13 protein-coding genes are annotated in these 12,463 nt (G+C 73.7%); 10 read left to right on the forward strand and 3 right to left on the reverse strand.

All coding sequences use genetic code 11. The features are described from left to right. Positions 1-62 precede the first annotated feature (62 nt). The 3 genes from AB0O11_RS07190 (at position 63) to AB0O11_RS07200 (ending at position 1,904) form a co-directional block, all read left to right on the forward strand. Positions 63-446 carry a F0F1 ATP synthase subunit epsilon gene (locus AB0O11_RS07190; RefSeq protein ID WP_224277556.1) on the forward strand — a complete coding sequence of 128 codons (384 nt, stop codon included), beginning with the start codon at positions 63-65 and terminating at the stop codon, positions 444-446. A 148-nt stretch (positions 447-594) separates the two neighbouring features. Next, positions 595-1,095, forward strand: coding sequence for a DUF2550 domain-containing protein (locus tag AB0O11_RS07195; RefSeq protein ID WP_030057523.1), 501 nt, complete (start codon positions 595-597; stop codon positions 1,093-1,095). Positions 1,096-1,331: 236 nt separating this feature from the next. Beyond that, entirely contained in the window at positions 1,332-1,904 is a 573-nt protein-coding gene (locus AB0O11_RS07200; RefSeq protein ID WP_363382706.1) for a cob(I)yrinic acid a,c-diamide adenosyltransferase, read from the forward strand. Between the two features lie 89 nt (positions 1,905-1,993). Here the strand turns inward: AB0O11_RS07200 and AB0O11_RS07205 are convergent, their stop codons facing one another. After that, positions 1,994-2,614 (reverse strand): hypothetical protein, encoded by a 621-nt coding sequence (locus AB0O11_RS07205; protein ID WP_363382709.1) that lies wholly within the window; start codon positions 2,612-2,614, stop codon positions 1,994-1,996. A gap of 158 nt (positions 2,615-2,772) precedes the next feature. On the opposite strand from AB0O11_RS07205, the gene AB0O11_RS07210 reads away from it, so the two are divergent. The 5 genes from AB0O11_RS07210 (at position 2,773) to AB0O11_RS07230 (ending at position 8,933) form a co-directional block, all read left to right on the forward strand. Next, positions 2,773-3,981 carry a histidine kinase gene (locus AB0O11_RS07210; protein ID WP_363382712.1) on the forward strand — a complete coding sequence of 403 codons (1,209 nt, stop codon included), beginning with the start codon at positions 2,773-2,775 and terminating at the stop codon, positions 3,979-3,981. Next, positions 3,978-4,628, forward strand: a complete 651-nt coding sequence (locus tag AB0O11_RS07215) for a response regulator transcription factor (protein ID WP_363382715.1) — start codon at positions 3,978-3,980, stop codon at positions 4,626-4,628. Before AB0O11_RS07210 ends, AB0O11_RS07215 begins: the two co-directional genes overlap by 4 nt. A gap of 243 nt (positions 4,629-4,871) precedes the next feature. Further along, positions 4,872-5,741, forward strand: a complete 870-nt coding sequence (locus tag AB0O11_RS07220) for a 3-hydroxyacyl-CoA dehydrogenase family protein (RefSeq protein ID WP_363382717.1) — start codon at positions 4,872-4,874, stop codon at positions 5,739-5,741. Positions 5,742-6,093: 352 nt separating this feature from the next. Continuing rightward, the gene (locus tag AB0O11_RS07225; protein WP_224277544.1) at positions 6,094-6,414 is read left to right on the forward strand and encodes an STAS domain-containing protein; all 321 of its coding nucleotides are present in this window, start codon (positions 6,094-6,096) and stop codon (positions 6,412-6,414) included. Between the two features lie 248 nt (positions 6,415-6,662). Beyond that, entirely contained in the window at positions 6,663-8,933 is a 2,271-nt protein-coding gene (locus AB0O11_RS07230) for an ATP-binding protein (protein ID WP_363382720.1), read from the forward strand. A gap of 31 nt (positions 8,934-8,964) precedes the next feature. Here the strand turns inward: AB0O11_RS07230 and nucS are convergent, their stop codons facing one another. Beyond that, the gene (gene nucS, locus AB0O11_RS07235) at positions 8,965-9,624 is read right to left on the reverse strand and encodes an endonuclease NucS (protein ID WP_224285208.1); all 660 of its coding nucleotides are present in this window, start codon (positions 9,622-9,624) and stop codon (positions 8,965-8,967) included. A gap of 482 nt (positions 9,625-10,106) precedes the next feature. Here nucS and AB0O11_RS07240 point away from each other — a divergent pair, with 482 nt between their 5' ends. Further along, positions 10,107-10,499 (forward strand): SCO5389 family protein, encoded by a 393-nt coding sequence (locus AB0O11_RS07240; RefSeq protein ID WP_045694845.1) that lies wholly within the window; start codon positions 10,107-10,109, stop codon positions 10,497-10,499. Between the two features lie 87 nt (positions 10,500-10,586). Here the strand turns inward: AB0O11_RS07240 and AB0O11_RS07245 are convergent, their stop codons facing one another. Then, positions 10,587-11,735 carry an LLM class flavin-dependent oxidoreductase gene (locus tag AB0O11_RS07245; RefSeq protein WP_363382987.1) on the reverse strand — a complete coding sequence of 383 codons (1,149 nt, stop codon included), beginning with the start codon at positions 11,733-11,735 and terminating at the stop codon, positions 10,587-10,589. A 389-nt stretch (positions 11,736-12,124) separates the two neighbouring features. On the opposite strand from AB0O11_RS07245, the gene AB0O11_RS07250 reads away from it, so the two are divergent. Beyond that, positions 12,125-12,448: an ATP/GTP-binding protein gene (locus AB0O11_RS07250; protein ID WP_363382725.1), complete on the forward strand. Its 324-nt coding sequence runs from the start codon at positions 12,125-12,127 to the stop codon at positions 12,446-12,448. Positions 12,449-12,463: the final 15 nt, after the last annotated feature.

Here is a 12,463-nt window from a genome sequence, read left to right on the forward strand (position 1 = left end):
GGGCCGTTATTCTTACCGAAACTCCCGAGTAATCGGGCGTTGCATGAGCCTAGGAGCCCACGTTGGCTGAGCTGCACGTCGAGCTGGTCGCAGCCGACCGCAAGGTGTGGTCCGGTGCGGCCACCATCGTCGTCGCCCGTACGGCCTCCGGTGACACCGGCATCATGCCGGGCCACACCCCGGTGCTGAGCGTGCTGGAGACCGGTCCCGTCACCATCCGCACGGCGGACGGCGGCACCGTGATCGCCGCGGTGCACGGCGGCTTCATCTCCTTCGCCGACAACAAGCTGTCTCTGCTCGCGGAGATCGCCGAGCTGGCGGACGAGATCGATGTCGCGCGTGCCGAGCGCGCACTGGACAAGGCCAAGGCGGACCTGGACGCGCACGCCGAGCGGCGTGCCGAGGTCCGTCTGTTCGCGGCGCGCGGCCTCAAGGCCCACGCCTGAGTGCGCCGGACCCCGGCTTAGCGGGGTCGACCGACGGTCCCGGGGACGCGCGAGCGTGACCCCGGGACTGTCGTCGTAGTTGGTAGGTCAGCGCGGTCGCTTGATACGACCGTTACGGGGAACGCGGGTAGCGAGGAGGTAGGTGAGCATGGTCCTCGCGCTTGTGGTGTGTGCGGCGGTCGTGGCCCTGGGTGTGATCGGGCTGATGGCCTTCGCCGTCCGGCGCCGCCTGATCCAGCGGGTCGGCGGCACCTTCGACTGCAGTTACCGGCTCAAAATGCCGGCCGACGCCTCGACGCAGCCCGACCTCGACGAGAACGGCAAACCCACCTCCGCCCCGGTTCCCCCGACCGACGGCAAGGGGTGGGTTTTTGGTATCGGCCGCTACAGCGGTGACTCGATCGAGTGGTTCCGGGTCTTCTCGTACGCCCCGCGACCGCGCAAGGTGCTGCCGCGCCGGGAGATCGAGGTGCTCGGCCGGCGCTACCCGGAGGGCCAGGAGGAGCTGGCGCTGCTGTCCGGCTCGGTGGTGCTGCGCTGCCTGCACAACGGGGCCCCGCTGGAGCTGGCGATGAGCGAGGACGCGCTGACCGGCTTCCTGGCCTGGCTGGAGGCGGCCCCGCCCGGGCAGAGAGTCAATGTCGCGTAGCGACGAGACTCTCGGGATGGGGGCACCCCCGGCCGGAGGCTGGGGGAGGGTCAACGTCGCGTAGCGACGGGACTCCCGGGATGGGGGTACGTCGCGTGGCGACGGGACTCCCGGGATGGGGGTACGTCGCGTGGCGACGGTCCGAGACGCTCCGAGTCGTTCGGAGACGTCCGAGATGCCCCGGGACGTTCCGAGGCGGGGTTAACGGGGCCTAACCCGGCGGCTACTCTGGCCGCATGGTCAATCTGACGCGCATCTACACCCGTACCGGCGATGACGGCACCACCGCGCTCGGCGACATGAGCCGGACCAGCAAGACCGATCCGAGACTGGTCGCGTACGCGGACGCCAACGAGGCCAACGCCGCGATCGGCGTGGCCCTGGCTGTCGGGGAGCTGCCGCAGGACATGACGGCGGTGCTCGTCCGGGTCCAGAACGACCTGTTCGACGTCGGCGCCGACCTGTCCACCCCGGTGGTGGAGGACCCGAAGTACCCGCCGCTGCGGGTGCTGCAGTCCTACATCGACCGGCTGGAGGCGGACTGCGACGAGTACCTGGCGCGGGTGGAGAAGCTGCGCAGCTTCATCCTGCCCGGCGGCACGCCCGGTGCGGCCCACCTGCACCTGGCCTGCACGGTGGTGCGGCGGGCCGAGCGCTCGACCTGGTCGGCGATCGCGGAGCACGGCGACAGCGTCAACCCGCTGACCGCGAAGTACCTCAACCGGCTGTCCGACCTGCTGTTCATCCTGGCCCGGGTGGCCAACAAGGAGCGCGGCGACGTGCTCTGGGTCCCGGGCGAGAACCGCTAGGGCGTGTCCTGGAGCCTGCCGTCGGGCAGGCCGCGGGCCCGTCCCCGGACTTCTCCCCCGTGGAGGTCCGGGGACGGGCCCGCGCCGTCTCAGGGCCGGTCGGCCGGGGTGCGGGTGGAGGCGGTGCCGGCGGGGGTCTGCTCGGTGACCACCCGGCCGTTCTCGACCGCCACCCCGGCCGGCGCCTCCTTGGGCCAGAGCGAGTAGCAGCCGGCCACGATCACGTTGACCACGGCCGCGATGCCCAGCTTGAGGTACCACTGGGCGAAGGTGCCGAAGTGGGCGGACCCCGCGGAGAGCGGGACGAGCAGGGTGATCAGGCCCAGGGTGATCGACGCCGACACGACGGTCCGGCCGGCGACCTGCCACTCGTACCTGGTCCGCTCCGGCCCGTACTTCGGCGAGGGCAGCGGCTTGGGGCCGCCGGCGAAGCGGTACTGGAAGTGCCGGTCGGCCCAGCGGACCAGCGAGGGGCCGTAGCCGATCGAGAAGCCCGCGTAGCTCGCGGCCAGGGCGTGCGTCCAGCTCGCGGTGGCGCCGCCGCGCAGGTCGAGGACGGTGAGCGCGTACAGGGTGAGGTCCACCACCGGCAGGCCGACCAGCAGCGCGGTGCTGGTGCGGCGCCACCGGAGCAGGTAGCGGGCGGTGAGCCCGAGGCCGAGCAGGATCCAGAAGGAGACCTCGGCCGCGACGATGAGGGTGACGATCACGTTCTGCTCCCGGACGGTTCGGTGGTGCTTCCAGGCTGGTGCGCGGGCGCGCCGCTGTCGTCGTCGCGCAGTGCCGTCAGGGACTGCATCTTTCGATGTAGCGGGCTCCTCCGCGGACCGGAGCCGGGCGGGCCGTCCGGGATGGTGGGATGGGGCACGTGCCCCTCCCGTTCCCCGTCCTCCCCCCGCGCCGGCAGGACCAGCTGATCGCCCTCTTCGGGCTGCTCGGCGGCACGGTGCTGATCGTCTTCAAGGTGTACGACCAGGCCGACCGGGTGCCGCCGTGGGCGGTGCTGGCGCCGATGCTGGTGATGGCGGGGCTGGAACTGGTCCGGCGCACGCGGCCGGTGCTGGCGGTGTCGGTCGGCGGGCTGGCCTTCGCGGGGAGCCTGGTCGCCGGCAGCCTGGTGGCGACGCTGATCATGTACACCGACCTGCTGTACGCGGCGGTGATCTACGGCAGCCCGCGGATGTCCCGGGTGCTGCACCTGACCGGCGGTGCCACGGTGCTGACGCTCTCCACCCTGTCGGCGATCTACAGCGGCACCTCCGCCGCGTTGCTGGTGGTGGTGGTCAGTTCGCTGGTCTTCCTGGGCCCGGTGTGGACCGGTGACGTGGTGCGCAAGCACCGGCAGGAGGCGGAGGCCGAGCGGCTGCGGGCGGAACAGACCGCGCTGCTCTCGGAGATGGACCGGCGCGAGGCGGTCGTCGCCGAACGGGCGCGGATGGCACGGGAGTTGCACGACGTGGTGGCCAACCACCTGTCGGCGATCGCGATCCACGCCACCGGCGCGCAGTCGGTGGCCAGGCGCCGGAACCTGCCCGAGGACGATCCTCTGGTGGAGGTGCTGGTGGTGATCCGGGAGAACAGCGTCCAGGGATTGGCCGAAATGCGTCGCATGATCGGACTGCTCCGGGACAGCGGCGGGGGAGAGGTGGACGAGTCGTACGCGGCGCCCGACCTGGCCGCGGTGGACGCCCTGCTGGCCAAGGCCCGGGCGGCCGGCCGGGACGTCGGCCTGGACTTCGAACTGGAGGAGCGCGGCGAGCGCGGCGAGGTGCCGGTGCCAGTAGGGCTGGCCGCGTACCGGATCGTCCAGGAGTCGCTGACCAACGCGCTCAAGCACGCCGGGCCCGGACTGGTGAGCCTGCGGCTGGAGTTCGCGCCCGAGGAACTCCGGATCGCCGTCGACAGTCCGTACCGGGGCGGGCCCGGCCGCGAACTGCCCGGCGCCCGGGCCGGACTGGTGGGCATGGCGGAGCGGGCCGGGCTGCTCGGCGGCAGTTTCGAGGCCGGGCCGAAGGACGGGTACTGGAGCGTGCGCGCGGCGCTGCCGCGCGCCCAGGCGAACGAGGGGCGGGCATGACGATCCGGGTGCTGGTGGCCGAGGACCAGGCGGCGGTACGGGCGGCGCTGGTGATGATCCTGCGCGCCGAGCAGGGGTTCGAGGTGGTCGGGCAGGCCGCCGACGGCGAGGAGGCCGTCCGGCTGGCGCTGGAGCTGCGGCCGGACGTGGTGCTGATGGACGTGCAGATGCCCCGGCTGGACGGCGTCTCGGCGACCCGCGAGGTGGTCGCCGCCGGGGCCGGCCAGGTGCTCGTGCTGACCACCTTCGACCTGGACGAGTACGTCTACGGCGCGCTGCGGGCCGGTGCGTCCGGGTTCCTGCTCAAGGACCTGGAGGCGGACACCCTGATCGAGGGCATCCGCACGGTGGCGCGCGGGGACGGGATGCTGGCGCCCTCGGTGACCAAGCGGCTGATCGGGGCGTTCGCCCGCCCCGAGCGGCCGGTCGGACCGGAGGCCCGGGCAGCGGTGGGGGCACTGACCGGCCGTGAGCGGGAGGTGCTGGCCTGCATCGGGGCCGGGATGTCCAACGGGGAGATCGCGGCCCGGCTGGAGATGGCGGAGGCGACCACCAAGACCCACGTCAGCCGCATCCTGGCGAAGTTGAGGCTGCGCAGCCGGGTACAGGCGGCGATCCTGGCCCAGGACCTCGGGCTGACCGTCTGATCGCCCGACCAGGTCGGTTGCAGATCACACTCCCGATTGCTATTGCACGGGGGATTTGGGCATTAGAGTCCCGCCGTAAGCGAGCGGAGCGAGCGAACCGAAGAAGGGGCGAGCTTCGCGATCGCGACTGCCGAGCGCGAGCGAGGCAGGAGATCGAGCGGCGCGGCTCGATGGCGGTGACCCCTGCCCTGAGCCGCCTTCAGGGCCCGCCCGCGGGCGGCGACGGCATCGGGAGACCCAGCCATGAGCAATGCGTCCAGCAAGCAGATCGCCGTGATCGGAGCCGGCCTGATGGGCGCCGGCATCGCCCAGGTGTCCGCGCAGGCCGGCCACCCGGTGGTGCTGCGGGACGTCACCGAGGAGGCGCTCCAGCGGGGTCTGGCGGGCATCCGCGCCTCCTACGAGAAGTTCGTCGCCAAGGGCCGGCTGAGCGCCGAGGACGCCGAGGCCGCGCTGGGCCGGATCACCACCACGACCGACCTGGGCGCCGTCGCCGAGGCCGACATCGTGGTCGAGGCCGTGTTCGAGAAGCTGGAGGTCAAGGAGGGCGTCTTCCGCGAGCTCGACAAGCTCGCCAAGGACGGCGCCGTGCTGGCCTCCAACACCTCCGCCATCCCGATCACCCGGATCGCCGCCGCCACCCAGCGCCCGGAGTCGGTCGTCGGCGTCCACTTCTTCTCGCCGGTCCCGATGATGAAGCTGGTCGAGCTGGTCCGCGGCTACAAGACCAGCGACGCGACGCTCGCCGCCGCCCGTGCCTACGCCGAGGGCGTCGGCAAGGAGGTCGTGGTGGTCAACCGCGACGTGGCCGGCTTCGTCACCACCCGCCTGATCACCGCGCTGGTCGTCGAGGCCGCCAGGCTGTACGAGTCGGGCGTGGCCACCGCCGAGGACATCGACACCGCCTGCCGGCTCGGTTTCGGCCACGCGATGGGCCCGCTCCAGACCGCCGACCTGACCGGCGTGGACATCCTGCTGCACGCCGCCCGCAACATCTACACCGAGACCCAGGACGAGAAGTTCGCCGCGCCGGAGATCATGGCCCGCATGGTCACCGCCGGTGACCTGGGCCGCAAGAGCGGCCGCGGCTTCTACCCGTACGAAGGCAAGTGAGCCGGCAGGGCTGAACGACCGGCGGGCCGTTCGATCGGGCATCGCACGGCCCGCTCCGCCGGCTCGGGTGAGTTTCCTCACGCCGGGTGCCGCAGACGGGTGATTTGGGCGGTAATCGAGCATAGGTGTGGGGCCGACCTGCGTATATTCCCTCGGACGGGTGAAGTTGCTTCAGATGTGGCCGGAACCAGCAACCTGTGGAGCCGGTTCGCCGTCAGATGAGGGAACCCGGTATTCCGCCCGGGCCCGGACGTGGGGCTGTGGCCCACCCGGATGCACCCCCCGCTCCCGCACCCGGCACGGCCGGGGCGGACCCGCCCCGCACCAGACCGTCCAGGCGAAGGAGGAGAGCATGCGCATCACCGGCGACCACACGGCGCTGGCCATCGAAGGCCGCCTCGACGTGCGCACCGCCGCCGACGCGCGGGCCCGGCTGCACCAGGCGGTGGACGGCGGCCTCGGCGACCTCGTGCTCGACCTCGCCCGGCTGGAGTTCTGGGACGCCACCGGGCTCGGCGTCATCATGGGCACCCACCGGCGGGCCGGCCGGATCGGCCGCCGGCTGGTGCTGCGCTCCGTCCCGGCCCAGCTCCAACGGCTGCTGGTGGCCACCAAGCTGCACCGCATCCTGACCGTCGACGGCGTCACCGAGGCGCACGGAGTCGCTCTGTAACCCTGACGCACCGCGCGCCGCACCGCGCGCCTGCGCACCCCCGGACCCCCACCGCGCAACGTCCCTGGTCAGCGGGGCCGACCGGTCGTCAGCCGTGGACCGCTCTGCACGGCCGGAGCCGGATGTGCAAGAGTCTGCCCGTCAGAAGACGGCCGCCGGGGCTGCCTCCAGCCCGGCCGCGGCCGCGACCGGGGACGTCCGCCGGGTGGCGCGGGACGCCGTCGGCCGAGCACGATGCGGAGCAGAACGTGGCACAGCCATCCGGGGAGTTCCGGCAGGAGGCCGTCCGCACCCGTGGCGGCGAACTGGTCTTCGGTGGCCTGCTGGTGGGCGTCGGCGCCCCGGACGGCTCCGAGGCCAGGCCCTGTCCCGAGGAGTGGCGGCCGCGCCCGCGCCGGATCGAACGCAGCGAGCCCGCCCGCGGCCCGGTCGGCGGCGTAGGCCGCGCGGTCGGCCCGCTCGCACTCGGCGCCGGGCCCGCCGACCTGCCGATGCTGGACCGCGAGACCGACATCGCCGAACTGCTCGGCCTGCTCGCCGAGGGCCGCTCGATACGCCTGGTCGGCCAGGCCGGCTCGGGTCGCAGCGCGCTGCTGTCGGCCGTCGCCGAGGCCGCCGCCGACCTCGCCCCCGGCGGTGTGGTGCAGCTCTGCGGCCACCGCCGGACCGTCCCCGACCTGCTCCAGGACCTCTTCGCGGCCACCCACTACGCCCCCGGGTACCGCCCCGACCCCGGGCAGCTGGCCGCCCACCTCGCCGAGGTCGGCGCGATCGTGGTGATCGACGCCACCGAGCCCTCCGGCGCCGAGCTGGAGCAGTTGCTCGCCGCCGCCCCCGGCTGCGCCTTCCTGATCTCCGCCGCCCCGGACGGCCCGCCGCTGCCCGCCGGCTCCCGGCTCCAGGACCACCTGGTGGCCGGGCTCTCCCGCTCCGCCTGCCTCGCCCTCACCGCCCGGCTGGCCGGGCGGCCGCTGGACGTCGCCGAGAAGGCCTGGGCGGTGGACCTCTGGTTCGAGTCCGAGGGCCTGCCGCTGCGCTTCGTCCAGGCCGCCGCACTGCTGCGCCAGCGGGACGTCTCGGTGGACGCGCTGGTCGCCGCCGAGGACGACCGGATGGACGTCTTCGGAGCCGTCGACGAGCTCGTCCACGACCCGGACCCGGCGATCCGGGAGAACGAGCTGCGCTGCACCGTCCCGCTGCCCTCGGTGGCGGAGACCGCCTCGCCCGCGGTCCGGCTCGCCGAGGGCCTGAGCGAGCCCGCGCAGGCCGTGCTGCGGCTCGCCGTCGCGCTCGGCGGCGAGTGCCCCACCGCGCCGCACCTGCCGGCGCTGATCGACGTCGGGCAGGGCGAGGCCGCCCTCGCCGAACTCGGCGACGCCGGACTGGCGGTGTCCATCGGCGGGCACCACCGGCTGACCGCCGGCGCGCTCGAACTGCTCGCCCCGCACTGGCCGGCCCGCGGCTGCGTCGACGGTGCCGCCCAGCACTTCGCCTGGTGGGTCGGGCACAGCTCGGTGTCGCTGGAACAGATCGCCGCCGAGGCCGAGGTGGTGATCGGGGTCCTGCTCGCCGACCGCACCGCCGGGCGGCACGACGCGGTGGTCCGGCTCGCCCGGGCGGCGGCGCCCGCGCTGGCGCTGTCGCTGCGCTGGGGTGCCTGGGAGCGGGTGCTCCAGTTCGGTCTGGAGGCGGCCCGCCGGACCGGTTCCGCGGTCGACCAGGCCTGGTTCCACCACGAGGCGGGCGTGCACGCGATCTGCGTCCAGCAGCCCTCCCGGGCCATCGCCGAACTGGAGACCGCGCTCACCCTGCGGTCCGCGGCGGGCGAGCAGCGCGGGGTGGCCGCCGCCCGCCGGATGCTCGACCTGCTGCGCGCCGAGGGCCGGCAGCTGCCGGCCGCCGCGCCCGCCGTGGCGGCGCCCGGCCGCGCGCCGGTGATCCGCAAGATCGCGGCCCGGGTGCCGGCCGGCCTGAAGTCCAGCAGGCGGCGCCGGGCGGCCGTGGTCTCCACGGCGGTGCTGACCCTGGGGGTGCTCGGCACGGCGGTGGCGATGAGCTTCAGCGGACCGGACGAGATCAAGGGGAGGGATCCGCACAACGGCCGGCTGGACGGCGGCAGCGGCACCCAGGACCCGCCGTTCCCGCAGCCCTCCGGCAGCGCCGGCCCGGGGACGGCCGGTGCCGAGCCGGGCGGTCCGGCGGGGCAGGGGGCCGGCCCGGAGCCGTCCGTGAGCGGCAGCGCCTCGCACTCGCCGAGCGCCTCGCCGACGAGGAAGCCGAGTTCCTCGCCGGGGGCGGGAGAGTCGCAGGCCCCGCAGCAGCCGCCCGCACCGGGCCAGCCGCCGGCCCCGCAGCCGGGGCAGCCGCAGCCGCCTCAGTCGACCGGGCAGCCCTCGAAGGCGACGGAGCCGAGCCACAGCCCGTCGTCGCCGTCGTCGCCGGCGTCCACCCCGAGCTCGCCGCCGGCCGCGTCCGGGTCGCCGACCGCCCCGGGCGGGACGGCCAGTCCGACCGCCTAGGGGCCGTCCTGAGCGGTCGGAAAGCGGACGGTCAGAACAGCTTGAGCTTGTCGTCGTCGATGCCGCGCAGCTCGTCGTAGTCCAGCACCACGCAGCCGATTCCGCGGTCGGTGGCCAGGACGCGGGCCTGCGGCTTGATCTCCTGCGCGGCGAAGACGCCCTTGACCGGGGCCAGCAGCGGGTCCCGGTTGAGGAGTTCGAGGTAGCGGGTGAGCTGCTCGACACCGTCGATCTCGCCGCGGCGCTTGATCTCGACGGCCACCGTGGCGCCGTCGGCGTCGCGGCAGAGGATGTCGACCGGGCCGATCGCGGTGGGGTATTCGCGGCGGATCAGCGACCAGCCGGTACCGAGCACCTCCATCCGGTCCGCGAGCAGCTCCTGGAGGTGCGCCTCGACGCCGTCCTTGATCAGGCCCGGGTCGACCCCGAGCTCGTGGGACGTGTCGTGCAGCACTTCCTCCAGCGTGATGATGAGCTTCTCGCCGGCCTTGTTCTCCACCGTCCAGACCCCGTCGGCCTCCTTGAGGACGCACGGCGGGGACATCCAGTTGAGCGGCTTGTAGGCGCGGTCGTCGGCGTGGATGCTGACGCTGCCGTCGGCCTTGACCAGGATCAGCCTGGTGGCGGAGGGCAGATGGGCGGAGAGCCGACCGGCATAGTCGACTGAGCAGCGGGCAATTACGAGACGCACGGTCGACCACGCTAGCCCACCAGGGCCAGTTGATGCGATTCCACGACGACGGGGTGAAGAAAGCGCGAACCCGGCCAACATTGAGGTCCTGCGGTCCCGCTGCCGCCCGTCGAGGTCTGGCGCCCCCACCCTCAGGTCGCTACGGTGTGTGACGGCACGCTTGCGGGGCCGGTGTCAACGGGGATGGAGACTGCAGATGAACGATCCGACGGGATCCGGCCAATCTGGTGCACCGCAACGTATTTCCGTAGCAATACACAGGAACGACCGGCCTGTCGCGCCGTTGACTGCCACGCTGTTCTGAGCGCGTTCGGTGTCCAGGACGTCACGTCCCGTGGTGCCGCCGCTGTCGCGGAGGTGCCGGAAACACCCCTGTCCCTCGGTGTTCCGGGCACCCCACGCGAATCCGCCACCCTCACTGTGAGCTTGACCTACGCACGACCACCCGGGCGCCGCGCGGGTGGACCGCGAGAGGAGAATCCATGTCGCTCGACGTCTCACCGGCCCTGCTGGAGAAGGCCGAGCGGGGCGAGGTCGACGAGCGGGAATTCGTCGACTGCGTCCGCGTCTCGCTGCCGTACGCCTGGGACCTGATCAGCTCGCTGGTCGCCCAGGCGAAGGTCGACGGCACCGACTTCGCCGACAACCAGGTACCGCCGCCCAGCGAGCAGGCCCGTGGCCAGCTGCTGCGCGCCCTTGCCAGCGACGCCATCCGGGGCGCCCTCCAGCGCCACTTCGGGGTCCGGCTGGCCTTCCAGAACTGTCACCGGGTGGCGGTGTTCCTGCCGTCGGAGGCCAACGAGGCGCGGTACGACCGCTTCACCTCGGTCCGGGAGCAGCTGCTCAACCAGTCCGAGGAGCTGCGGGACTGCTGACCTCGTCGTACCCCGCTGCGGCGCCGGCCGCCCCCGTCCCCCGGTGCGGGGGGAGGGGCGGCGGCCCGGGCCCGTCCCCCACGGGGTTCAGCCCAGCTGCGGCAGCACCTCGGAGCCGAGCCGGGAGATGTTCTGCAGGGTCGCCTCCTGGTCGCCGCTGCCCTCGGCGAGCAGGGCGAAGCGCCGGATGCCGGTGCGCTCGGCGGTGGCCAGCAGCCGGTCGGCGCACTGCCGCGGGGTGCCCACCGCGTGCAGGTCGCAGAGCATCTCGGTGTACTGGCGCGGGTCGCGCATCTTGCGCTCGCGGCCGTCCACGGTGCGGTGGGCGCCGAGCCCGTACTCGAACCAGCCGGGCATCGCGTTCAGCAGCGTGGACCGGGCCGCCGCGGCGCGGTCGTCGACCTGGGCGACCCCGGCCGCGACGTGCTGGCGGCCGATCCGGCGCAGCTGCTCCTCGCTGCGCCCGGCGGCGAGCCAGGCGGTCCGGTACAGCTCCAGCATCCGCAGCTTGTCGTCGTCCCCGGAGTGCATGCCGAGCAGCATCGGCAGGCCGCGCTCGGCGGCCAGCCGCACCCCGCCCGGCGAGGTGCAGGCGACCACCACGGGCGGGCCGGCCACCGGCCGCCCGTCGACGGCGAGCTCCTCGCCGAGGCCCTCGTCGTCCCGGCGCTGGCGCGGGAAGCGCACCGGTCCGGAGCGTCCGCCGAGGCCGAGCCAGCTGCTCAGGCCCGGCCGCCGCAGGGGTTCGGTGGCCCGCGGCACCACCGCGACCTCGGGGAAGGTGAACTGCGGGCCGTCCGCGCCGACCCGGGAGCCGCGCAGCCAGCGCAGCAGCAGGTCCAGCCGCTCCGGGAAGCCGTTCTCGAAGGCGTCCACGCCGCCGCCGAACACGTCCAGGTCGATCCACGGCCCGCCGCGGCCCACCCCGAGCGTGAACCGTCCGCCGGAGGTGAGGTGCAGCAGCGCGGCCTGCTCGCCGAGCCCCACCGGGTGGTGGGTGGAGAGCACGCTGACCGCCGTGCCGACGCCGATCCGGCGGGTGCGGCCGAGCAGCATCGCGGCCAGCGTGGCGGCGTCCGGGCACACCCCGTACGGCACGAAGTGGTGCTCGGCCAGCCAGACGCTGTCCAGGCCCGCACGTTCGGCCTCGACGGCGGAGCGGACGGTGCGCTCCAGCGCTTCCCCGTGGCCCTGCCCGGGGAACTGCGCGGACAGCAGGAACAGGCCGACCCGCACCGGACCGGTGGACGGCGGCAGCGCGCCCGCCCGCTGGGGCGCCGGCAGCGGCTCGCCGGCGAGGGCCGTCACCGGGGGGACGGAGGTCAGCGTCGGGCCGGGGACGGGCGGCCGGATCCCGACGGGCCGACCGGTCTCGGGTCGGGCGCTGGTCTTGCTCATCGTTGGTCCTCCTCGGGTGCGCGCAGGGTCTGCGGGCCCCGCCTCTTCCCCTTGTGGGTATCCGATGTCATGTGCCAATGGCACGCGGAACCCTGAATTTCCCCGATGATCGGGTGGATCTGGGCAAAAACCCCGAAGTGCCGGACGGCGCCGTGATAGTGGCCGTGCGGGAGTCCGGCCGGCCGTAGGCTGGAACGACCCAGAGCCCAGGAGGAGAGGGAGTCCGCGTGTCTCCGCGCCGCAACCGGATCAAGATCGCCGCCCCCCGAGAGAGCGCCGAGGCGGCCGCCCCGCTCGGCGGTTCGCTGCGCCGCACCGAGAGCTACCGGGGCGAGGACTGGGTGGTCCAGACGGTCGCCGGGACCGCGGGGCGGTTCTACCGCTGCCCGGGCTGCGACCAGGAGATCCCGCCGGGGGTGGGCCACGTGGTGGCCTGGCCGATGCACGGCGCGGGGGTGGACGACCGGCGGCACTGGCACCGCGCCTGCTGGGGTGCGCGGGAGCGCCGGGCCTCCAACGTCCTGCGAGGCCGCGGCGCTCCGCGGTACTGACGGTCCCGCCGCGGG

This window comes from Kitasatospora sp. NPDC093102 (genome assembly GCF_040683915.1).
Classification (GTDB): Bacteria; Actinomycetota; Actinomycetes; order Streptomycetales; family Streptomycetaceae; genus Kitasatospora.

Bases quoted from the DNA above. Each gene is read 5' to 3' on its own strand.
- AB0O11_RS07215 (WP_363382715.1), top strand. From the start codon at position 3,978: ATGACGATCCGGGTGCTGGTGGCCGAGGACCAGGCGGCGGTACGGGCG.
- AB0O11_RS07200 (WP_363382706.1), top strand. From the start codon at position 1,332: ATGGTCAATCTGACGCGCATCTACACCCGTACCGGCGATGACGGCACC.
- AB0O11_RS07220 (WP_363382717.1), top strand. From the start codon at position 4,872: ATGAGCAATGCGTCCAGCAAGCAGATCGCCGTGATCGGAGCCGGCCTG.
- AB0O11_RS07240 (WP_045694845.1), top strand. From the start codon at position 10,107: ATGTCGCTCGACGTCTCACCGGCCCTGCTGGAGAAGGCCGAGCGGGGC.
- AB0O11_RS07225 (WP_224277544.1), top strand. From the start codon at position 6,094: ATGCGCATCACCGGCGACCACACGGCGCTGGCCATCGAAGGCCGCCTC.
- AB0O11_RS07195 (WP_030057523.1), top strand. From the start codon at position 595: ATGGTCCTCGCGCTTGTGGTGTGTGCGGCGGTCGTGGCCCTGGGTGTG.